Source organism: Vibrio sp. 1249-1 (genome assembly GCF_033340495.1).
This window is the reverse complement of the sequence record NZ_JAWOWJ010000019.1, coordinates 47901-69791: the sequence shown is the minus strand read 5'-3', so window position 1 is coordinate 69791 and position 21891 is coordinate 47901. Positions and strand designations below refer to the sequence as shown.

General features: G+C 45.2%; 17 protein-coding genes. 6 read left to right on the top strand and 11 right to left on the bottom strand.

Annotated elements, in window-relative coordinates; all coding sequences use genetic code 11:
* Nucleotides 1-964 precede the first annotated feature (964 nt).
* From R7Z50_RS21910 to R7Z50_RS21895, 4 genes are all read left to right on the top strand, one after another.
* Nucleotides 965-2536 (top strand): ABC-F family ATP-binding cassette domain-containing protein, encoded by a 1572-nt coding sequence (locus R7Z50_RS21910; protein ID WP_318149259.1) that lies wholly within the window; start codon nt 965-967, stop codon nt 2534-2536.
* Nucleotides 2533-3690: an MFS transporter gene (locus R7Z50_RS21905; RefSeq protein ID WP_318149258.1), complete on the top strand. Its 1158-nt coding sequence runs from the start codon at nt 2533-2535 to the stop codon at nt 3688-3690. Before R7Z50_RS21910 ends, R7Z50_RS21905 begins: the two co-directional genes overlap by 4 nt.
* A 287-nt stretch (nt 3691-3977) precedes the next feature.
* Nucleotides 3978-5198, top strand: coding sequence for a tyrosine-type recombinase/integrase (locus R7Z50_RS21900; RefSeq protein WP_029855171.1), 1221 nt, complete (start codon nt 3978-3980; stop codon nt 5196-5198).
* Between the two features lie 161 nt (nt 5199-5359).
* Nucleotides 5360-5713 (top strand): hypothetical protein, encoded by a 354-nt coding sequence (locus R7Z50_RS21895; RefSeq protein ID WP_064376988.1) that lies wholly within the window; start codon nt 5360-5362, stop codon nt 5711-5713.
* A 132-nt stretch (nt 5714-5845) separates the two neighbouring features.
* On the opposite strand, the gene R7Z50_RS31600 is transcribed toward R7Z50_RS21895, so the two are convergent.
* From R7Z50_RS31600 to R7Z50_RS21845, 11 genes are all read right to left on the bottom strand, one after another.
* On the bottom strand, nt 5846-6292 hold the full coding sequence (locus R7Z50_RS31600; RefSeq protein WP_375792658.1) for an inovirus-type Gp2 protein: 447 nt from the start codon (nt 6290-6292) through the stop codon (nt 5846-5848).
* A 319-nt stretch (nt 6293-6611) separates the two neighbouring features.
* Entirely contained in the window at nt 6612-6815 is a 204-nt protein-coding gene (locus tag R7Z50_RS21890; protein ID WP_074534750.1) for a helix-turn-helix transcriptional regulator, read from the bottom strand.
* 249 nt (nt 6816-7064) lie between these two features.
* Nucleotides 7065-7361: a DNA-binding transcriptional regulator Fis gene (fis, locus tag R7Z50_RS21885; RefSeq protein WP_000462885.1), complete on the bottom strand. Its 297-nt coding sequence runs from the start codon at nt 7359-7361 to the stop codon at nt 7065-7067.
* Between the two features lie 23 nt (nt 7362-7384).
* Entirely contained in the window at nt 7385-8353 is a 969-nt protein-coding gene (dusB, locus tag R7Z50_RS21880) for a tRNA dihydrouridine synthase DusB (RefSeq protein WP_005382505.1), read from the bottom strand.
* A gap of 139 nt (nt 8354-8492) precedes the next feature.
* Nucleotides 8493-9380 carry a 50S ribosomal protein L11 methyltransferase gene (prmA, locus tag R7Z50_RS21875; RefSeq protein ID WP_005382507.1) on the bottom strand — a complete coding sequence of 296 codons (888 nt, stop codon included), beginning with the start codon at nt 9378-9380 and terminating at the stop codon, nt 8493-8495.
* 165 nt (nt 9381-9545) lie between these two features.
* Nucleotides 9546-10889 (bottom strand): acetyl-CoA carboxylase biotin carboxylase subunit, encoded by a 1344-nt coding sequence (gene accC, locus R7Z50_RS21870; RefSeq protein WP_005382509.1) that lies wholly within the window; start codon nt 10887-10889, stop codon nt 9546-9548.
* Between the two features lie 14 nt (nt 10890-10903).
* A complete protein-coding gene (accB, locus tag R7Z50_RS21865; protein WP_005386355.1) occupies nt 10904-11365 on the bottom strand; it encodes an acetyl-CoA carboxylase biotin carboxyl carrier protein in 462 nt (153 codons plus the stop codon).
* Between the two features lie 61 nt (nt 11366-11426).
* Nucleotides 11427-11876 carry a type II 3-dehydroquinate dehydratase gene (gene aroQ / locus R7Z50_RS21860; protein WP_054579330.1) on the bottom strand — a complete coding sequence of 150 codons (450 nt, stop codon included), beginning with the start codon at nt 11874-11876 and terminating at the stop codon, nt 11427-11429.
* 303 nt (nt 11877-12179) lie between these two features.
* Nucleotides 12180-14132, bottom strand: coding sequence for an acetate--CoA ligase (gene acs, locus R7Z50_RS21855; RefSeq protein WP_005386359.1), 1953 nt, complete (start codon nt 14130-14132; stop codon nt 12180-12182).
* 237 nt (nt 14133-14369) lie between these two features.
* Entirely contained in the window at nt 14370-14999 is a 630-nt protein-coding gene (locus R7Z50_RS21850) for a 3'-5' exonuclease (RefSeq protein ID WP_005382363.1), read from the bottom strand.
* Between the two features lie 33 nt (nt 15000-15032).
* On the bottom strand, nt 15033-16859 hold the full coding sequence (locus R7Z50_RS21845) for a DUF294 nucleotidyltransferase-like domain-containing protein (protein WP_158156983.1): 1827 nt from the start codon (nt 16857-16859) through the stop codon (nt 15033-15035).
* 233 nt (nt 16860-17092) lie between these two features.
* Here R7Z50_RS21845 and R7Z50_RS21840 point away from each other — a divergent pair, with 233 nt between their 5' ends.
* Nucleotides 17093-18280: a 3-phenylpropionate MFS transporter gene (locus R7Z50_RS21840; protein WP_005382367.1), complete on the top strand. Its 1188-nt coding sequence runs from the start codon at nt 17093-17095 to the stop codon at nt 18278-18280.
* A gap of 133 nt (nt 18281-18413) precedes the next feature.
* Nucleotides 18414-21845, top strand: coding sequence for a PAS-domain containing protein (locus R7Z50_RS21835; RefSeq protein WP_206971021.1), 3432 nt, complete (start codon nt 18414-18416; stop codon nt 21843-21845).
* The last annotated feature ends 46 nt before the right edge of the window (nt 21846-21891 follow it).

Genomic DNA, 21891 nt, shown 5'->3' with positions numbered 1-21891 from the left:
GGGGGTCGCGGGTTCGAGTCCCGTCCACTCCGCCACTTATATTAAGCCTCAGTCGAAAGACTGAGGCTTTTTTCGTTTTGGTTCCCCGACTTACCTTAAACCCACTTTCATATTGAAACCTTGCATCGAGAGGCCGGCTTCCCTCTGGCGATGCTTTCTAAGCCCTGTTATGAGTGAAGTGGAACGCAGTTTTGTGTGGTTTCTGCAGTCTCGAGCGCTAGTTTTGAGCCCCTGTGCTTAACTTACCAAAGCTTCCTTTATTATTACCTGGAAAATTTATTCAATAGGTTATGTTATTTTCGGGGGAGATTTCTCTGCTTTAGATGTTTTGATTTAGCCATAGGCGCTTATTAATATAAACTCAGCGCATTTAAAACTTTCCAAACATGGATTTTGTTTTGTCGATCTATTTAAGCCAGTGTCTTAAAGTATATTCGCTACTTCTTCCCTCTAACCCTCTCCAACCTTCAAAGCCACCACTACGTACGTATAACGTGAGCGGTATAGGTGCTTTCATAGCTGTGTTTGCTGAGTAAGTCGTTCACCTAGCACATTGACTGAGGAAAGGTCTTCTTTCAGTGGATCTTCGTCTAAGTCACGATAGTTTTTAATAATTATCTGGTACTTTTTATTCTAAAGGTGTACGCTTCACATCGAATGTTTTTTCGACAGTAAATCATGTTATATCTCTTGTTTAAAAGCTTTGTAAGAAGGCTGAACTCCGTGCAAAAAACGCGATGAAGTGTTGCTCGGAGTCTTAAATTAATCTTCATCAGGTGTTTTATGTGTGGGTAGCTTCGCTGAAGTTATACGCAGGTGCTTGTACACCTGATAAAAGAGAAGAGATGGCCGGTGATATTTCATCATCGGCCTTTTTGTATCTGTTAAGCAGCTACAAAGCATTTCCCAGTATTGAAATAAGGGCCGGTATTGATCACCGGCCCTTTTTTATTTGGTTGAAAACATGAGTATTTTACAAGTTAAAAATTTGTCTTATCAGATAGCCGATAAGACATTATACAACAACGTGACCTTTCGTATTAACGTGGGAGAGAAAGTAGGTATCACCGGAGCGAATGGTGTTGGAAAAAGCACCTTATTGAAACTGCTTTTCGGTGAATTATCTGCAGATAAGGGCCGCATTGAATGGTTACCAAACCTTGAGGTGGGGTATTTAGAACAACATTTTAAGATCGATAATGTGCTGACGGTTTATGAATGCTTAAAGAGTGCTTTTGAGAACTTATACGCTGCCGAGCAGAAGCTTTGGACTTTGTATCAGGCGATGACCGAGTCTCACTCTACATCTCTTTTAAGCCAAGTCGCTCGGCTACAGGCATATTTAGAAGATGAAGACTTCTATGCAATTAATACCAAAATTGAACGAGTTGCTGTAGGTCTTGGTATTTATCAATTTGGCTTAGATACACCGCTTGTCTCGCTAAGTGGCGGTCAAAGGCACAAAGTCCTTTTAGGGAGGTTGTTACTCCGCAACCCCGATGTGTTAATTCTCGACGAGCCGACAAACTATCTTGATGCTCTGCACATTGAATGGTTGGTCACGTTTCTCAACGATTACACTGGCACTGTTTTACTGGTTTCTCATGACATTGACTTCCTTAATCAAGTAGCGACCAGTATTTGTGATATTGATTATCAAACGGTCCGAAAATACAGCGGCACTTATGTCAAAGCAATGCAGCAAAAGCATCACGACGGTGCTTTGTTAGAAAAGCAATATAAGGCTCAGCAAAATGAAATTCGAAAGTTAGAGCAATTTATTGCCAAAAATGGCGCTGGAGTTAACGCGAGTCTTGCTAAGGGACGCAAGAAAAAACTGGATAAAATCGAACCTATTCAACTGAATAATATAGAAAAAGTATCGATGTTTGACTTTGCTCACCAGCCTATTGGGCAACAGTATGTGATTGACACAAAAGCGTTGATGATAGGTTATCAGCAGCCTCTGCTTCCTGCGCTTGATATCACGTTAGCGCGCGGGGAAAAGTTGGTTGTTGCTGGTTTTAACGGCGTGGGTAAGTCGACCTTACTTAAAACCCTGATGAGGGAGATCGAGCCACTCTCTGGTGAGGTGGTATTGGCAAAAGGTGCAATGATTGGTTATTTTTCTCAAGATTTGTCTTGGCGCCATCCTCAGAACACACCTGAACAGGAGCTGTGCTCTTGTGCGCCAACAATCTCAAGCAAAGAGTCACGCAAGCTATTAGCTCGCTTTGGGATTACGGGGGATAAGACGCAGCGCCACTTAGATACATTGAGCGGTGGTGAGCAAACTCGGGTGAAGTTGTGTTGTTTATCGGTTCAGAAATGCAATGTTTTGCTGTTGGACGAACCAACAACACATTTGGATAGCAGCAGTAAAAATGCGCTTAAAGAGGCTCTCCAGCGCTTTTCCGGTAGCGTGATTGTAGTATCTCATGAGAAGGCATTTTTGCAATCTTGGCCTGATAGAGTTTTAGATATTTCGTTGCTCACTTGTGCTGAATCGGAAACAGAACAGGAGGTGGAGCTATGATGCAGTCCATGATCCTATTTCTCGTGGCTTTTCTTGTTGGTGCTGATGAGTTGATGCTTGGATCTATTCTTGAACCTATCGGAAATGATTTAAGTGTTCAACCGAGTCAGGTGACCTTATTTATTACAGCATATAGTTTAGCCATAGCAATTTGCGCTCCTTACTTGGGCCGTTTATCAGACCGAGTTGGGCGTATTCGTATCATGGTGCCTGCTTGCTTTGTATTTGGGGTTGCGTCTATTACGACGGGCATAGTTCATGATTTTGAACTTGCTATTGCAACTCGAGTGATCACTGGTATTGCAAGTGCAGGCATGTTACCAATTGCATTCGCGTTAGCGGGAGACGCGAAGGGTAATAGAGCGATGCGTCAAATTGTGATGGTTCAGGCGGGATTAACGCTAGGTATGATAACTAGCCCGGCGATCGGAGCATTGTTGACCCAGCTTTTATCATGGCGTGCCGCTTTTATTATTTTGGGCGTTGCGGCTCTTTTTGTCGGTGCCATGAGCGTAGTGTCCATGAACAACAAGCATAATGAGTCCAAGAAGTCAGATACTCTGCCACCTATCACAGACGTCATTCATCTTCCAGGCGCGTTGAGGGCGATTCTAGCGATGTGTTTAGGCCTAGGGGGAGGTATTGGTGTATTTAACCTGATAGGCCTTCATATTCGAGATACCAGTGATTTGGCGCTCGGTTGGGTGGGCGCTATTTATGCAGCTCTAGGGATCGTGAGTGTGGTTGGAAATATGTGCGTGGCGAGAGCTTCTCGCTGGCTTGGTAGCTCTCGAGCCGTTATGCGAGTGGCTTTAATGGTGTGCATACCTTGCAGTGCATGGGTGTTCTCAAATGAGATGAGTACGGTGACCGCTTATCTTCCAGCTCTAGTGCTCTGGTCTCTTGCTGGAGGGTTTGGTTCTCCGGCATTACAAGCACATATCGCAAGCTTATCTGATGAATATCGAGGTGTGTTAATGTCTTCTGGAATGAGTATGATGCACTTTGGTGTCGCGATTTGGTCTGCCTTGGCGGGCTTCGCGTATTCTGTAGGCAATGAATGGGTCGCTGTCGTGGCTTTGCTATTGTTTGGCTCAGCAGTAGTTATCTTAAAGCCAGTTGGTAATACTGAACAAAGTGAGCGTTATTCGTAGTGTTTTAGTAGATAAAGAAAAGCCGTTACCTAAAAAGGTAACGGCTTGTTCCAAATACTTTTTGAAAAACGGTCTTAGTTCATGCCGTATTATCAATCTTTATATCTCATTTAATCTTTTGTTTTCTCGATTTTGTTTTTAACTGATTGTTTTTTTGTTTATTTTGTTCTGGGTTTTTCTTGGTTGTTCTCAATTAGTGTTGGTTTTTCTCAAAGATTTTTGGGTTGTATTGTGGGTTTTATTTGGTGTGTGTATAGTTTAGTAAATTATTTCGATACGATTTTGATATGGCTATAACTGATTCAAAACTCAAATCCATGCTTGGAAAGGAGCATACGAGGTCACCGATTAAGTTGTCAGATCGTGATGGCTTGTATGTTTATCATCGTAAAACAGGTGTCTTGTCTTTTGTGTACCGTTATCGCTACAACGGAAAACCGAGAGATTTGGCTTTAGGGAAATATCCTAATTTGAGCCTACTGGAAGCGCGCTCTAAGGTTAGGAAGTACAATGAGATTCTTGCTAAGGGGACAGACCCTAAGTTGCATAAAGATTTAGAAAAAAGAAAATCTATTGATGTTGTAACAGTCAAAGGTGCTCTGGAGTATTGGTTGGTGAACTATGCTGAAAAGCGTCGTAAGAATTACCATAAGCACCGATCGCAATTTGAAAGGCACGTATACCCATTAATAGGACACTTGCCATTAGAGCTATGTGAGACAAGGCACTGGGTTGAAGTTTTTGATGCGATTACTAATGGTACTTATCATCGTGCCGCCCCCAAAGCATCAGGCTATATCCTTCAGAATGCCAAGCAAGCATTGAAATTCTGTCGAGTAAGGCACTTTGCCGTATCTCACGCACTCGATGATCTAAACGTGGTAGATGTAGGTGAGAAGCAATACAAGCGAGATAGGGTTTTAGAGTGGGAAGAACTTCATGATGTATGGAAGTGGACCTCAAACGAAAAGAACCCTCCTTATTACAGACACCTGTTTTACCTACTGATTCTTTTTGGGTGCAGGACGCAGGAAATTAGATTATCTACGGTTGATGAGTGGGATTTGGAAAGTTTAATTTGGACAGTTCCCAAGCATAAAAGCAAAACAGGCAACGCCATTCAGCGCCCAATCCCTGAACAGGTAGCTGGCTACATTAAATTACTAATAAATAGTGGTTCAAATGACTACCTTCTGGGAGATGTAAAGCGCCCTGAAGCTGTTTCTAGTTTCGGTGGTAAGCTTTGGAAAAAGCTAAATCATGAACACAGTTGGACGCTCCATGATATTCGCAGGACTTTCACGACAATGCTAAACGACTTGGGGGTAGAACCCTATATCGTAGAGCAAATGTTAGGTCATGCTTTAGGAGGAACGATGGGGATTTACAACCGATCACAACACTTGGAAAAGAAAAGGAGAGCTTTAAACCTCTGGTTTAGCAAGCTTTTAGAAATGGAAGTTCAAGATAATGTTGTAAATATATCTATACCTGCTGTAGGTGAATAGGTGAGCAAAACTTCATATTAAAAAATTGATGCTTTACTTCGCGGCATGTATCTTTGCGCCATCATTTTACTAAATAGGATTGAATTGCAGTGAAGTATTGGATTTCGCTTATGGTGTCGTCATCGATGTTGCTAGTTGGATGTCAGTCTACACCCAAGGATATGGATCATGGTATCAAGCTAGATCTTGAGGCTAATAAAGAGATCTTAATGAATTTAGTTAGAGAGGGCTTAAAAGATCCTGACAGTTTGAAAAACTTTAAAATTGTCAGTGAATACAAGTGTTGGCTTACAGGTAACCTATACTCATATGTTACTGGTTCGGCGTCTTGGTGTTATTTAGCAACTTATCAAGCCAAAAACAGTTATGGGGGCTATGTACGAGGAACATCGAATTTCTACTTTAGCCAAGATAATGGTGTTATACATAAAAGCTACAACACCTCTATAGATGGTATGGTTTCGGATGAATTTGTAATGTACAAAGGTGAAAGTAAGCTCATCAATACATATTAAAAACTGCACTGTACAAGGGTAGCTAAGGTGTTGGCTACCCTATCTCCCCCTACAGCTAGATACTCATCTGGCGACATGCTCACCTGAGAAATAGAAATCTTAGTAATTTAGATCCACTGACATATATAAAAATTACAATAGTCTGCTACACCCATACTTCTTTAGCTGGTGGATTGTTTCTTTAGAGCGCTCTTTAGTAAGGTAAGACAGCCTGTAGATGATCTCACGTTTGAGTTGAATATTGTCTCGATGTAGTTTGTAGTAACAATGTTCAGGAACGCTTAGTTTCCCTTCAATGGTTATTTCTTTCCATTGACTCTTTAAGAACTCGATGATGCGGTGTGAAGATTGAACTTTTCTACCCTCAAGAAAGAGCCATATATGATAGTGTTGCTGACTTGATTTACTTCTCTCCCTTGCCCAGCAGTAGCCAATTTTTTTGAGCTTGTGAGTTCGTGTTAGTAGTGTCTTGCTGTGCCGGAAGAAATTACTTATACATTTGTTATCATCAGAATACGCCCCTTCAGGTAGATGTAGTTGAAATGAAATACAGATAACTCGAGCATAGGCTTCTTGCATGAGGTTTAGTTGGCGGATCATCGCCTTTAATCGAGTTTGGTTTATAAAATACTGGCACTTAGCTCCCACGTTAACTTCCCAATGCATACCATCGATTGAAATATATGGGTTATTTGTATATTGGCTCATGGCTGCTGACGTTTCTTGATTGCTTCTAAACCAATGGAAGTGAAAAGCAAGGTAGGGATATTAATAAATACCCCACACCTATTTCGGTTTAATGTTATGTGCTTTCAGGCTTTGATGACTAACTTGTCATTGATAAAACTAGCTTAATGTTCTCAATTTCGGACATAATTTTAGCAACAGCAACCCGCGGTTAATCACTGCTATGTTGGCTCAAGAAGTGCTCTATCTGGCTCTCTCTCCAGCCTAGAGCACGATTTCTTGACTTGATTGGTACAGGGAATCGTTTTTCTACTTTCCACCAGCGCCAGAGCGTCTTAGGGGAGCGTCCCATGATTGCTGATACTTCTTTGACGGTTAGTAATCTATCAAATGGTTTGTTTACTAAGGTGTGCATATATTTTCCTCTTTGTGCGTGTTGAGGATCTATACGTTGCCATTGAGAATTGTTTGGTGAAGTTCTCATTTAATCTTAGTAAAGCTCATATGAAAAAACTTTAAGCACATAGCTGTGCAGGAGATTAGATTTAGTAAAAGCTATACGAAAGTGGTTTGACGTAGTTGGGTTTTTTTGTGGGTTTTAAAAGAGAAAAGCCAATATTCATTACGAATATTGGCTTTAATATCAATGAGATGTGAAACTTAATTAGTTCATGCCGTATTTCTTAAGTTTCTTGCGAAGAGTACCGCGGTTGATACCCATCATAGTTGCTGCGCGAGTTTGGTTACCGCGAGTGTACTGCATGATAGTATCTAGTAGTGGCTGTTCAACTTCAGCTAGAACTAATTCGTATAGTTCTGTTACTTCCTGGCCGTTTAGTTGAGCAAGGTAGTTTTTAAGAGACGCTTTAACAGAGTCACGTAAAGGCTTCTGAGTAATCTGGTCTTGTGACGTTACTGTAGTTACTGTTAATGCTTCTGAAGTCAGATTTTGTTCGAACATATTCGGTCTAGCTCTTCTCTTAATTATGATGCAACGTTATCAAAATAACCTTCTAACGCCTCAATTTGCAGCGGAGCTGCGTCGATAGCGTTGAAGGTACGGCGAAACTCACTTGCCTGTTCATGCTCTTTCAGGTACCACCCAACGTGCTTGCGCGCGATACGTGGACCTAAGAACTCCCCATAAAACTCATGCAGAGCATTTACATGACCAAGCATAATGGTTTTCACTTCCTCAGTTGGAAGTTCCTCCATTGTGGTGCCGTTTTCCAAATAGTGATGGATTTCCTGGAAAATCCAAGGACGACCCTGGGCAGGGCGTCCAATCATTAAAGCGTCCGCACCGGTGTACTCCAGTACAAATTTGGCTTTCTCCGGGCTATCGATATCACCGTTCGCGATAACCGGAATTGAAATCGCCTCTTTTACCGCTTTAATGCTGTCATATTCGGCCTCACCTTTGTACATACATGCTTTCGTTCTGCCATGCAGAGCAAGAGCTTGTATGCCGCAGTTTTCGGCTAATTTAGCGATCTGGACACAGTTCTTGTTGTCTGTATCCCAGCCAGTTCGAGTCTTTAACGTTACAGGAACGTCCACTGCATTCACGACCGCTTTCAAAATCTCTTCGATAATGTTTGGGTATTGAAGCAGAGCAGAGCCCGCTAGCTTCTTATTCACTTTTTTTGCCGGGCAGCCCATGTTGATGTCGATGATTTGTGCACCGTTCTCAACACTGAATTGAGCTGCGTCCGCCATAAGCTGTGGATCGGAACCCGCAATCTGTACAGAGCGAATGCCCGATTCGCCCTCGTGTACCATGCGCTGTTTCGACTTTGACGTTCCCCATAGTTTTGGGTTAGCAGACATCATTTCACTGACGGCCATTCCCGCACCATAGCGAAGACACAACTCGCGAAATGGTCTATCCGTTACACCAGCCATAGGGGCTACGATTAGATTGTTCTTAAGTTGATAGTTTCCGATTTTCAAAACGTCATCACAGTTCTGTACCAGCAAGGGCGCGCATTTTACGCATTTTTTCACTGCGTGAAAAGACTAATATTTGAGCATTTACAAATTGTTTTTGTAAATTGTATGAATTTCAAACAATTAGCTCTGAAAACCTTGTCTAGCCTTGCTTACGACCAGAGATGCGACACCATTCACTTTGCTCAACAATCGGGTCAATGTGAAGCTCGTCACGGTAATAGTTCGCAACATCTTCAGCTTGAGTGTCTAATACGCCGGACATAGCGAGGTCGCCATTTGGCTTAACTAGTCCTTTGATGATAGGTGCAAGTTCACGTAAAGGTCCCGCAAGGATGTTGGCCACAACGACGTCAGCGACGAGACCTTCAGGTTGATTTTGCGGTAAGTAAACTTCTAGTTTGTCTGCAACGCCATTACGCTCAGCATTGTCTTTTGAAGCAAGCAGGGCTTGAGGATCAATGTCGATCCCTATCACTTTTTCAGCGCCCAGTTTGATCGCTGCGATCGCAAGAATACCTGAGCCACAACCGAAGTCGATAACGGTCTTACCGCTTAAGTCCATGCTTTCTAGCCACTCAAGACAAAGTGCTGTTGTAGGGTGAGTACCCGTACCGAATGCAAGGCCTGGATCCAACATAACATTAACAGCGTCAGGATCTGGAATGTCGCGCCAGCTTGGACAAATCCATAAGCGTTCACCAAATTTCATTGGGTGGAAGTTTTCCATCCATTCGCGTTCCCAGTCTTTATCTTCAAGCTGTTCTACTTTGTAAGCAAAATTGTCAGCCAGCATATTGCTCGCTTTAATTTGGTCGATGATGAAGTTAGTGTCTGCTTCTGCATCATACAGTGCCAGAATATCAGTATCGCCCCATAAGCGAGTTTCGCCAGGTAGAGGTTCGAATACAGGTGTATCCTGCGCGTCTAAGAATGTAACAGACAGCGCGCCAGTCTCTTCCATTAGCATATCGCCGATTTGCTCAGCGTTTTCATTGGTCGCGTTGAGTTTGATTTGAATCCAAGGCATTGGTTTTTGCTCTTAAAGTGAATGAAGTGGCGCAGAGTTTACCAGAACTCTACGATTTGTTTGAGTATATACCCAAATAAGCCGATTTATATGTTGAGCCCTTTGCGTACATATAAAACAAAAATGCCCACGGGAGTGGGCATTTTTTAAGACGTTTGCTTAGGCTTATTGTAAGCCAAGCTTCTTCTCTAGGTAGTGGATGTTTGCACCACCGTGTTGGAAGTTTTCGTCATTCATAATGGAGAATTGCAGTGGCACGTTAGTTTTGATGCCTTCGATGATCATCTCACCCAGTGCGTTTTTCATACGTGCAATCGCTACATCACGGTTCTCACCGTAAGTGATCAGTTTACCAATCATTGAATCGTAATGAGGTGGTACTGTGTAGCCTGTGTAGATATGAGATTCCCAACGTACACCCATACCGCCAGGAGCGTGGAAACGCTCGATCTTACCCGGAGATGGTAGGAAGCGCTCAGGGTCTTCTGCGTTGATACGACACTCAATCGCATGGCCACGGATCTTAATATCATCTTGAGTGAATGACAGAGGCTGACCCGCTGCAACACGAAGCTGTTCTTTGATTAGGTCGATGCCAGTAACCATCTCTGTTACTGGGTGCTCTACCTGAATACGAGTGTTCATTTCGATGAAGTAGAACTCACCGTTCTCGTATAGGAATTCAAACGTACCTGCGCCGCGGTAACCGATCTCGATACATGCACGAGTACAGCGTTCACCGATGTACTTACGCATTTCTTCGGTGATACCAGGTGCTGGAGCTTCTTCCACTACTTTTTGGTGACGACGTTGCATTGAACAGTCACGCTCACCAAGGTGGATTGCGCCGCCTTGACCGTCAGCAATAACCTGAACTTCAACGTGACGAGGGTTTTCTAGGAATTTCTCCATGTAAACCATGTCATTGTTGAACGCCGCTTTTGCTTCAGCACGTGTCATTGCAATGGCTTGGATAAGGTCTTTCTCTGCGCGAACAACACGCATACCACGACCGCCGCCGCCGCCAGATGCTTTGATGATTACTGGGTAACCAATGCGCTTAGCAAATGCTTTGTTTTTCTCTTCGTCATTGTCTAGAGGGCCGTCAGAACCCGGTACACAAGGAACGCCTGCTTTCTTCATTGCATTGATAGCAGATACTTTATCGCCCATTAGGCGGATAGTGTCTGCCTTTGGACCAACGAAGATGAAACCACTGCGCTCAACTTGCTCTGCGAAGTCTGCGTTCTCAGACAGGAAGCCGTAACCTGGGTGGATAGCAACAGCACCAGTCACTTCTGCTGCAGAAATGATGCGTGGAATGTTTAGGTAGCTGTCGATACCACGAGCAGGGCCGATACATACGGTTTCGTCTGCGAGTAGTACGTGCTTAAGATCGCGGTCAGCTGTCGAGTGAACAGCGACGGTCTTAATACCTAATTCTTTACAAGCGCGAAGAATACGAAGTGCAATTTCACCTCGGTTCGCGATGACTACTTTGTCTAGCATAAGGCAAGCCCCGCTTATTCGATTACAACAAGAGGTTGGTCGAATTCAACTGGTTGGCCGTCTTCAGCTAGGATTGCTGTAACAACGCCAGATTTGTCCGCTTCGATTTGGTTCATCATTTTCATTGCTTCAACAATACATAGAGTATCGCCAGCATTTACTTTCTGACCCACTTCTACGAATGCTTTAGAGTCTGGGCTTGGAGAGCGGTAGAAAGTACCAACCATTGGAGAAAGAACTTGGTGACCTGCAGGTGTTGCTGCTGGAGCTTCTGCTGCTGGCGCTTCCGCTACTGGTGCCGCTGCTACTGGAGCAGGTGCCGCCGCTGGAGCTGCTGCGTAGTGAATTGGTGCTTGAGGGGCTGCAGTGCCATGACGGCTGATGCGCACTGACTCTTCACCTTCAGAGATCTCTAGCTCAGCAATGCCAGACTCTTCAACTAACTCAATTAGCTTCTTGATTTTACGAATATCCATCTTTTCTTTCTCTTTTATCTTGTGATTAAGACAACCCTCGTAGGGTTGCAGAGTGTTAGGGTTACTTTGTCTGTAGCTTATTGATCGCTGCAGACAGAGCAAATTCATAACCTTGTGCGCCTAAACCGCAAATCACACCCTCTGCTTTATCTGACAGATAAGAGTGATGACGGAATGGTTCACGTGCGTGCACATTTGATAAGTGCACCTCAATAAATGGGATGGCGACGCCAAGTAATGCATCTCGCAGCGCCACACTAGTATGAGTGAAAGCCGCTGGATTGATGATGATGAAGTCAATCTTGCCATAGGCAGCGTGAATGGCTTCAATCAGTTCGTACTCACGATTTGATTGTAGGTGTTCCAGTTCTACCCCAGCGTTATGGGCTTGCTCTGTAAGAGTATCCACAACTTGAGCTAAGGTACTGTGACCATAGTGTGTCGGTTCGCGCAGACCCAATAGATTAAGATTTGGTCCGTTTAGAACAAGAATCCGTGACTTTGCAGACATTGTGTTGCTATCTTCCCTTATCGTGAGTGGAACGTTTATATTCCCAAATATACGATAGTTCAGCACGATTTTTTTGTTAAAACCGAGCAAATTTTAAAAAATCGACCAAGATTATAGCTAATTCATAGCAATTAGCAGCAATTTACTGGTCTAATCTCCTAATAGCCACTCTCGTTTCTGTAACCAAGTTAACAAAAACAACATAATTGCCATATTTTTTGTGTGGCCAATTTGTGCACTAAAGCAAAAAACCGCCATGAGTGATGGCGGTTTTTAAAGTGCTTTTAAAACAGTTGGTTGAATTTATGCCAATTCTGCTTTCTCTGCGATAAGTTTATCTACAACGCTCGGATCGGCAAGCGTTGATGTGTCTCCGAGGTTGCTGGTATCACCCGTTGCAATTTTACGCAGGATTCGACGCATGATCTTACCAGAACGAGTCTTCGGTAAGGAATCCGTCCAGTGCAGTACATCTGGTGTTGCAATTGGACCAATCTCTTTACGCACCCAATCTTTCACTTCTTTGTGTAGCTCTGCTGACGGGAATTCACCATCGTTCAAGGTAATGTAAGCGTAGATAGCTTGGCCTTTGATATCATGCGGAATGCCCACAATAGCGGCCTCAGCAATTTTATGATGTGCGACAAGAGCCGATTCTATTTCAGCGGTACCCATGCGGTGACCCGACACGTTTAGTACGTCATCAACACGGCCCGTGATCCAGTAGTAACCGTCTTCGTCACGACGAGCCCCATCACTAGTAAAGTACATTCCCTTGAAGGTTGAGAAGTAGGTCTGTTCAAAGCGTTCGTGGTCGCCATAAACAGTACGCATCTGACCTGGCCATGAATCAAGGATCACCAAGTTACCTTCTGCTGCGGTTTCTTCAATGATGTTGCCCATGTTATCAACCAGTGCAGGTTGGACTCCGAAGAATGGTCGAGTTGCTGAGCCTGGTTTTAAGTCTGTTGCGCCTGGTAGTGGTGCAATTAAGATACCGCCGGTCTCTGTTTGCCACCAAGTATCAACGATAGGCGAGCTCTCGTTACCAATCGTTTTGTAGTACCACTCCCACGCTTCAGGGTTGATAGGCTCACCTACTGAACCCATCACACGTAAGCTTGAACGAGATGTCCCTGCTACCGCTTCGTTACCTTTTGCCATTAGTGCACGAATAGCGGTTGGCGCAGTGTAGAGAATGTTCACTTGGTGCTTATCAACCACTTCACTCATACGAGCCGTGCTTGGGTAGTTTGGAACACCTTCAAACAGAATGGTTTTGGCCCCGTTCGCTAGTGGACCATAAATTAGGTAAGTATGGCCTGTAATCCAGCCCACATCCGCGGTACACCAGAAGGTTTCACCTGGTTGATAATCGAAGACATATTTAAAGGTCATTGCCGCGTAGACGAGGTAACCGCCTGTAGTATGTAGTACGCCTTTAGGTTTACCTGTCGAGCCAGATGTGTAGAGGATGAACAGCGGGTCTTCGGCTTTCATCTCTTCTGGTGGGCAAACGTCAGAAACGTTGGCTGTTGCTTCGTGCCACCAAACATCACGGTGTTCATGCCATTCAACATCACCACCTGTACGTTTAAGCACGACGACTTTATTGATGGTTTTTACGTCTGGGTTGGTTAGTGCTTCATCCACGTTCTTTTTCAGTGGAACAGCGCGTCCGCCACGTACGCCTTCGTCTGCGGTTATCACGACTTTAGCGTCAGAGTCGATGATACGGCCGGATAGCGCTTCTGGTGAGAAACCGCCAAATACTACGGTGTGAACCGCACCAATACGGGTACAAGCGAGCATAGCCACAGCGGCTTCTGGCACCATTGGCATGTATAGACACACCACGTCGCCCTTGCGTACGCCTTGCTCTTTCAATGCGTTGGAGAATTTACACACTTCTTTGTGCAGTTCGTTGAAAGTGAGTGTTTTGTCGTCGGCTGGATCATCGCCTTCCCAAATGATGGCGACGTCATCCCCGTGTTCTGCAAGATGACGGTCAATACAGTTAGCCGAGACGTTCAGTGTGCCATCTTCAAACCAGCGAATATCAACATGGCCAGTGTCGAAAGAAGTGCTTTTTACTTTGGTGAAAGGTTTGATCCAATCAACGATTTTGCCGTGTTCGTTCCAGAAGCCCTCTGGATCGGTTACCGACTGCTGATACATGGCTAAGTAAGTATCATTATCCGCGTGTGTATGAGTTTTAATATTTTCTTTTACCGGATAAACGTGGGCTTCGCTCATGGCTTCTCTCCTTGTGCCTTATTTCTCGGCCTTACACCAATCTAGATAAGATTTTGAATATATTTTTGTAGGGCTGTTTTTTGGTTCTAAATAACTTGGTCGTGGTAATGACGACGTTGTGCTTATAACTGTCAGTCACCGCGCGCATTTCCACAATTAGACTTTAGGATGAGAGTGATGGAAGCGCCGGGAAATCGCTGAAACAAAAGCATTTCTGGGAGCTAGGTCAACTGATTTTTATGTATACGGCGCGGTTAGGTTGGGTAAATCGCCTTTCGTTAAGCGGACAAAGACCAAAGCGGCAGAAATCGCGTCTTGCAAGGCGTCGTGTTTGTCTTGGATAGGAAGTTCGAGGTGTTTACAAATGGCATCCAGACTTAAGTCGAAATAGGCATTCGGCAAATGTCGTTCCAACTTATCGTGGTAAATCTGACTGACTTCGATCAGTGGGTTAGGAAGTGGGAAGCCAAGTTGCCGCAGACAAGCAAGGTCTAAGATCTTTTTATCGTAACGAATGTGATAGCCCACAAGTGGTCGGTTGCCGATAAAGTCGAGCAGCTCGAGCAGCGCCTCTTTTTCACTGATGCCATCGACTAAGTCTTGGTGGCGAATTCGATGGATCTTGACCGAGCCTGAGTCGAGCGATTGCGGCGCGCGTAAGCGGACTTCAAATGGTTGACTGGTGATGATGCGGTTGTCGATGATCTTGGTGGCTGCAATAGTCACCAGCTCGGCGCGATTTGGGTCAAGGCTGGTGGTTTCGCAGTCAAGAGAGACGTATTCTGTTTTATCTGGCGTGCAAAACAGCGACTGATAAGGCGAACCTTTCAGTTTGTAGTGCCAGTATTTGCGTTGTAACCAGTTCATTGCCTACGCCTCTGTGATTTATGAAAATCAGGGTTAATCACGAATTTGATAATGGAAGCCTAAAAATTGCTTAAATTTCTTCACCACATGTAAGCTGTGGCGAAGCAAATCACGCTCAGTTCTATCCAGTTGTTTAATATCAATGTTATTCAACGCTTCTTGCTTTTTGAGTTGCTGGTTAAGGCGAAGTTTAAAGAACAATTTTAGTGCTTCGTTGAGATTATCTGCTGTTTCGGGTTCTAAGATGCGCTTATTTCTCAGAGCTTCAATGCGCTCAAACGTGTTCTTCTCCTCAATGGCATATTCCAAAGACAAGGTGCGAATGCCGTGTACAATTGGGAAAATACCGCCGCGTTTAATGTCCAATCCGTCTTTAGCACTTTTTACGTTGCCAAATAGAGTTAGGGGCACCGAAAACTGCAAGGCAGGGCGAGTAAAGTCAGACAATATCAACATGCGATCTTTCATTGTGTCACGAAGATGCGCCGCAATTGGAGCCAGCAGCTCGCAATTCCCAGCAACAGCATGGGCGTCACTGAAAATGGCTAAGTCCATGATTTGTTGTGGTTCAGCTTTAGCTATCCAGTGGTTTAGGGTGCTTATCCATTCTTGCTGTGTTTTGACCCATTTCGGGTTGTTAACCATCACTTTACCAGGGCAAAGTGGATAACCGAGCTGTTGTAGTGTGTGTGTGAAGGATTGCATCACTTGTTCGCAATGAGGCCATTCCAGACCATCTTGAATAATCAGGGCATTGTCTTGATCGGTTTTGAGAATTTGCTCTCCTCGGCCTTCAGAGCCGAGTACGATCAAGCAACAATGGTCGTGCAAGGCTGGTGGTATTACTAACTCGAACGCTTTCTCGATAATTTGCTCGTTTACGGCTGAGATCAGCTCCATGATGAAGCGAGTGCGGATGCCGTTTTTCAATAAGCTCTCGACCAATTGACGTTGGCGGTTTGAGGCCAAAGCGAGCTCTACCACGCTGCTTGCTCGAGCAATACTGAGCGTTAACACGTGAGAGTGGGTTGAGAACGCGCTAAGAATTTGGGTCATATCCAGCATGCCAACGGCTCTGTTACCTTCACATACCATGAGGCGTTTCATTCTGTTTCTGGTCATTGTGATCATGGCGTTGAATAGAAAGTCACCATCATCAACGTGATAAACAGGAAAGCTCGCGATCTCACCCACTGGTGTGTCGAGCGCGCAACCATCCAACATCACAGAATGCAGCATATTAGTACGAGTCACTATTGCGTACGGGTGGGCTGATGGCCATTTTTCCAATCGTGGATCATCGCCATGGAGTTGAACCAATGCAGCGTCAATCCCATTTTCTTTTAAGGAACGTGTTACCTCGTTAATTGGTGTATTTGGTTCGAGGATCATCGGTGGGTGATAAATGCTGCGGTCAACTTTAGTGAGAATAAACTCCGCTAAGTTTTGCTGTTGATGGGCCGCTTCGATGAGCTCTTGCCGTTTCGATAAATTGTTATCGAAATAGGCTGCAAACTGGCCATTTTCGTTGTAAAGGGCAAGGAAAATTTCTTTCGGCAGTAGGTAAGAGAGCGTGTCCTCAAGCGCGATGTAGTGATGACGTACCTTGTCTTCAAGTAACGAGCGTACATCGAACATATCGTCGTTGGCATAATGTGCGAACACTTCCTGTTGATCGTTGGAGCGCTCTTCTACCGCGCCTTTGATCAGAATATGTAAGTGGGGGTTCTTCTGTCCGCAGGATAAAATAACATCTCGAGCTCGATAGTAGGCGACGTCCAGAGACGATCGCAGTCGCGTTTGTTGTGCTTCAGTTAAGCGATCGAACGGTGGAGATTGCATGTTAAATTTGTCAGGCATGAGAACACCCAATAATGATGGAAGGAACACTCTCTAAGTCTGACAAATTTCTTACCGGAAGCCAGACGACTTTGGTCTAAATTACGATGTTTTTGCTTGAAGATGCCAAATGTCGCAAAGTTAGTATTCCATCGAGGAAACGATAAGTTTCTTATTCTTCCCTTTTTATAATACGCATGGCGATCCATAATTCCCGGCTCGAACGTTGGTGTTCCCGTTTTAGGATATTAGTAATGTTGAAACCTTCTCCGTATGGCTGGATTTCCCAGTACTTTCTCGGATTCTTCTTTGCGTATGGCGTGTATCTGCCATTTTGGTCACTTTGGTTTAAGGATCAGGGCGTATCTTCGACAGATATCGGTTTGCTGGTCGGGTTAGGCCTTGCGACACGTTGTGTTGCCAATATCGTGATCACCCCACGAGTACACAAAGTCGAACATCTTATGCCTGCTTTACGTTGGTTGAGTTTCGCTGCCCTCCTTTTTGTTGGATTTCACTTTTTTACGGGTGGTAGCTTTTGGTTAATGGCACTAGCGACAGTGTTGTTCAATCTTTGTTGTGGACCGATTATTCCGTTGTCGGACGCGATGGCAAATTACTACGCTCGCCTGAAAATGCTCGATTATGGCCGCACGCGGCTATGGGGTTCGATCGCCTTTATCGCAGGCTCGACGGCAGTGGGCTACCTGGTGGCTGAATTTGGCTCCGATATGATCTTGTACACTGCGATGTTCGGCGTGTTTATCTCGTTGCTGTTTGCTATGCGACCGACTAACCCAATGCCTGTAACGCATGGTGGGCAAAGCGCAGAACGTCCAAAGCTGACCGCTCTTTTGACTGACAAACCGATACTAAAATTCTTAGTGTTGGTGTCACTAATTCAGGGCAGTCATGCGGCTTACTACGGCTTTAGTGCGATTCACTGGAAGGCCGCTGGTCACTCGGAAGATGTCATTGGCTACTTGTGGAGCTTAGGAGTGGCCGCAGAAGTGGCAGTGTTTGCACTGAGTAAGCGCTTATTCGTAGGTTGGTCAATACGCGCGCTGTTTATTGCTGCTGCCGTTGGTGTAATGATGCGTTGGGGTATTACGGCGTCGACAACATCGATTATTGCTTTGGTGATTGTTCAACTACTACATGGTGTGACTTTCGCTACCGCACACATTGCCGCGATCCAATATATCCAAAACTCCGAAGAAAATAAGATCGTAGCGTTGCAAGCGTTGTATAACGCGATTCCGTTGGGCGCATTTATCGCGTTAATGACCGTATTGAGTGGTTGGGGTTATGAGCACTGGGGACCGCTTGTGTTCTGGGGCATGGCCGCGATGGGGTTATTGGCTCTGTTCATCAAGCTTGATTCGCAAGACCCACATCAGGTGGTTGATGTATCAGACAAGCCACTTGAAACTCAGAATTAGACTTATGTAACAAAGGTTAAAAACTAAGCTTTGTCTCCTTTATCAAAGCAGTGTTAAATAAACCTCTCCCTCATGGAGAGGTTTTTTATTCTCTTGCTTTAAAAGTAGCAAGAAAGGCAAGAAAGGATATCGGATGCAAGGATGGCTGGTGGTTCCCGTTTCTTTAGCGTATTTGGGAGCTTTATTTATCATCGCGTGGTACGGCGACATTCAGAAAAGGTGGCTAGCGCGCTGGCGGCCTTGGATTTATAGCCTTTCCATTGCGGTGTACTGTACATCGTGGACCTTCTACGGCACGGTCGGGCAGGCCAGCAGTAATCCTTGGTCTTTCTTGCCCATCTATATTGCTCCCATTTTAGTGTTTACCATCGGATGGCGCGTTTTAGCTCGGCTTATTTTGATTGCTAAACGGGAACACATCACGTCGATTGCTGACTTTATCGGAGCACGCTACGGTAAATCCCAAGGTTTGGCCGTGGTTGTTACGCTCATAGCGGTTGCGGGAATTTTGCCGTACATCGCTTTACAGCTGCGTGGTATCACTATGGGGCTTGAAATCATTGCTCCGGAGCTGGCTACTGATTTTGGTTATCAAAACGATAGCGTGTCGTGGTTTGTTGTGGTCGCATTGGCGATTTTTACGATGCTATTCGGTACCCGCCACATTGATAACACGGAACACCATCGTGGGATGATGATGGCAATTGCCTTCGAATCCATTATCAAACTGCTGGCTTTTTTAGTGGTTGGTGTCTTCATTGTTTGGTTGGCGATGAACTCCGAGAATTTGAGCTTAATTGATGTTGCCGCACAGACGTATCAGTCACCAAATATCCCGACTATATTGATTCATACTGTACTGACCATGCTGGCGATAGTTTGCCTTCCGCGACAATTCCATACGATGGTGGTGGAAAATGAACGTGCTCAAGATTTGCACGTGGCTCGTTGGTTGTTCCCCATTTATCTGATCTTAATGGGGATTTTTGTTTTACCTATTGCGTGGGTAGGGCAAGGTCTCTTGAGTGGCGCTTCGCCTGATACTTATGTCATCAGTGTGCCGATGTCGGTAGGGGCGAGTGAAATCGCCTTACTTGCGTTTCTAGGCGGTACTTCAGCGGCAAGTGGCATGGTTATCGTATCGACGATTGCCTTAGCGATCATGGTCTCGAATGACTTGGTTATGCCATTGCTATTGCGTCGCATGCGACTGACGCAGCGTAACCATCACCATTTTTCTGAATTATTACTGCGGATCCGCCGTGGTTTGATTTTAGTTTTGTTGATTGGCGCGTGGTGTTTCTATCAAGCGTTGGACACCATTCATTCACTGTCTGCTATCGGCTTTCTCTCGTTCGCGGCTATCACGCAATTCGCTCCTGCGCTGGTTGGCGGTATGTATTGGCGTCAAGGGAATAAGAAAGGCGTGTATGTTGGCCTCGCGGTGGGTTTTGCTACCTGGTTGATTACGTTAATGAGCCAAACAGACATGCTTGCCGGAGACGCCAGCAATAACTTCCTGATCTGGTTGATTACGCCACCAGAGGTATTGGCTAGTTTTGATATCGCGATTTCAGATTGGGGGATGATCCTCAGTGTGGTCGCTAATGCAGTGTGTTTTGTTGTGGTTTCTATGGCTACCCGACCAAGCCTAAGTGAGCGCTTACAATCGGCATCATTCGTTGGTACACCGCTGCCTGAAAGCGAAAATATGAGTCTGTACCAGAGCCGCGTTACGGTTGCAGAACTGGAAATGCTAGCGTCTAGATTTGTAGGACGAACGCGAGTTAAAGCGGCGTTTCAAGCCTACTGGAGCCAGCAACGAGAAGAGTTGATGCCGAATCAACAAGCGCCATCTTCTCTGATTCGGCATACGGAGCGTGTGCTAGCAGGGGTATTTGGAGCATCTTCTGCTAAGTTAGTACTTACTTCCGCTCTGCAAGGAAGAAACATGCAGCTTGAAGAGGTGGCGACTATCGTCGATGAAGCCTCTGAACTGTACGATTTTAGTCGGGGTTTACTCCAAGGCGCGATTGAGCATATTGGACAAGGTATTGCGGTCGTCGATAAGCAACTACGCTTGGTTGCGTGGAACCAACGCTATTTAGAACTCTTTGAATTTCCGCCAGGCCTGATTCAAGTAGGTCGACCGATTGCGGATGTGATTCGGCACAATGCAGAGCAGGGGTTGTGTGGCCCTGGTGACCCTGATGACCACGTCCGTCGCCGTGTTTATCACCTTGAGCAAGGGACTCGGCACACCTCTTCTCGGGTTCGTCCCGATGGTCGCGTGATAGAGGTGCAAGGTAACCCAATGCCAGGTGGTGGCTTTGTGATGAGCTTTACCGACATCACCGTATTCCGTGATGCAGAGCAAGCACTGAAAGACGCCAACGAGACATTGGAAGAAAGGGTACGTCTGCGGACTCGAGAATTAGAACAACTTAACAAGCAGCTGGTGGAAGCGACGCAGCGCTCGGATTTGGAATCGAAGTCCAAATCACGGTTCTTGGCGGCAGTAAGCCATGACTTGATGCAACCGCTCAACGCGGCGCGTCTATTCGCGTCTTCACTATCGGAAGTCGCCAAAGACAGCGAAGCCAAAAAGCTGTCAGCACACATTGAAAGTGCTTTAGAGGCTGCCGAAGACTTAATTGGAGATTTGCTGGATATCTCGCGTTTGGAATCGGGCAAGTTGGAAGTCAACGTGCACGGCTTTGCGTTAAATGATGTGTTGTCGAATTTGAATGCTGAGTTTAGTGCGTTAGCCAAACAGCAAGGCATAGAGTTCACCATGATTCCGTCCTCACTCATGGTTAAGTCGGATCCCAAACTGCTGCGCCGTGTGGTGCAAAACTTCCTGACCAATGCGTTTCGTTATAACCCGAATGGCAAAGTCGCACTCGGTGTTCGCCGCGTGAAAGGGCGAGTGCGTATTGATGTATGGGATAATGGAGTGGGGATTGAAGAAGAGAAGCAGCAAGAGATTTTTGAAGAGTTTAATCGCGGAACTCAAGTTCGTTCCGACCAAGGTCTCGGACTTGGTTTGGCGATTTCGAAAGGAATTGCTCAGGTACTTGGGCATGAAATTTCGATGCGCTCTTGGGTTGGAAAAGGCAGTGTTTTTTCCATCACCCTAGATAAAGCTGATCATGTTCAGCTTCATCCAGTTCACGTGGCAATGAGTAAGCAATCTGAACTTGGTCATCTGAGAATCCTTTGTGTCGATAATGAGCCTGACATTCTAGTCGGCATGGAAAACTTACTTTCCCGATGGGGTTGCGATACACGAGTTGCGATTGATTTAGTTGAAAGTCTACAAGCGCTTGAGGATGGTTGGATTCCGGATGTAATTTTCTCCGATTACCGACTTGATGATGGTCGTACTGGTTTAGAAGTGCTACAGCAATGCCGCCTGAGATTAGGCCACAGCTTTGAAGGCGTCATCATCAGTGCAGATCGTACCGATGATATGCTTGATGGCATCAAAGCAAATGGGTTCAGCTTTATTGCTAAGCCAGTTAAGCCGCTTAAGCTGCGTTCGGTGCTCAATCGAGTCGCTTAGGATTGGAGTGTTTGAAAAATAGCTATAAAAAGAGACCTCCGAATGA

What these genes read in the sequence shown, in the direction of transcription:
- R7Z50_RS21910 (WP_318149259.1), top strand. Translation starts at nt 965, where the DNA reads ATGAGTATTTTACAAGTTAAAAATTTGTCTTATCAGATAGCCGATAAG.
- R7Z50_RS21905 (WP_318149258.1), top strand. Translation starts at nt 2,533, where the DNA reads ATGATGCAGTCCATGATCCTATTTCTCGTGGCTTTTCTTGTTGGTGCT.
- R7Z50_RS21900 (WP_029855171.1), top strand. Translation starts at nt 3,978, where the DNA reads ATGGCTATAACTGATTCAAAACTCAAATCCATGCTTGGAAAGGAGCAT.
- R7Z50_RS21895 (WP_064376988.1), top strand. Translation starts at nt 5,360, where the DNA reads ATGGATCATGGTATCAAGCTAGATCTTGAGGCTAATAAAGAGATCTTA.
- R7Z50_RS31600 (WP_375792658.1), bottom strand. Translation starts at nt 6,292, where the DNA reads ATGCAAGAAGCCTATGCTCGAGTTATCTGTATTTCATTTCAACTACAT.
- R7Z50_RS21890 (WP_074534750.1), bottom strand. Translation starts at nt 6,815, where the DNA reads ATGCACACCTTAGTAAACAAACCATTTGATAGATTACTAACCGTCAAA.
- fis (WP_000462885.1), bottom strand. Translation starts at nt 7,361, where the DNA reads ATGTTCGAACAAAATCTGACTTCAGAAGCATTAACAGTAACTACAGTA.
- prmA (WP_005382507.1), bottom strand. Translation starts at nt 9,380, where the DNA reads ATGCCTTGGATTCAAATCAAACTCAACGCGACCAATGAAAACGCTGAG.
- accC (WP_005382509.1), bottom strand. Translation starts at nt 10,889, where the DNA reads ATGCTAGACAAAGTAGTCATCGCGAACCGAGGTGAAATTGCACTTCGT.
- accB (WP_005386355.1), bottom strand. Translation starts at nt 11,365, where the DNA reads ATGGATATTCGTAAAATCAAGAAGCTAATTGAGTTAGTTGAAGAGTCT.
- aroQ (WP_054579330.1), bottom strand. Translation starts at nt 11,876, where the DNA reads ATGTCTGCAAAGTCACGGATTCTTGTTCTAAACGGACCAAATCTTAAT.
- acs (WP_005386359.1), bottom strand. Translation starts at nt 14,132, where the DNA reads ATGAGCGAAGCCCACGTTTATCCGGTAAAAGAAAATATTAAAACTCAT.
- R7Z50_RS21850 (WP_005382363.1), bottom strand. Translation starts at nt 14,999, where the DNA reads ATGAACTGGTTACAACGCAAATACTGGCACTACAAACTGAAAGGTTCG.
- R7Z50_RS21845 (WP_158156983.1), bottom strand. Translation starts at nt 16,859, where the DNA reads ATGCCTGACAAATTTAACATGCAATCTCCACCGTTCGATCGCTTAACT.
- R7Z50_RS21840 (WP_005382367.1), top strand. Translation starts at nt 17,093, where the DNA reads ATGTTGAAACCTTCTCCGTATGGCTGGATTTCCCAGTACTTTCTCGGA.
- R7Z50_RS21835 (WP_206971021.1), top strand. Translation starts at nt 18,414, where the DNA reads ATGCAAGGATGGCTGGTGGTTCCCGTTTCTTTAGCGTATTTGGGAGCT.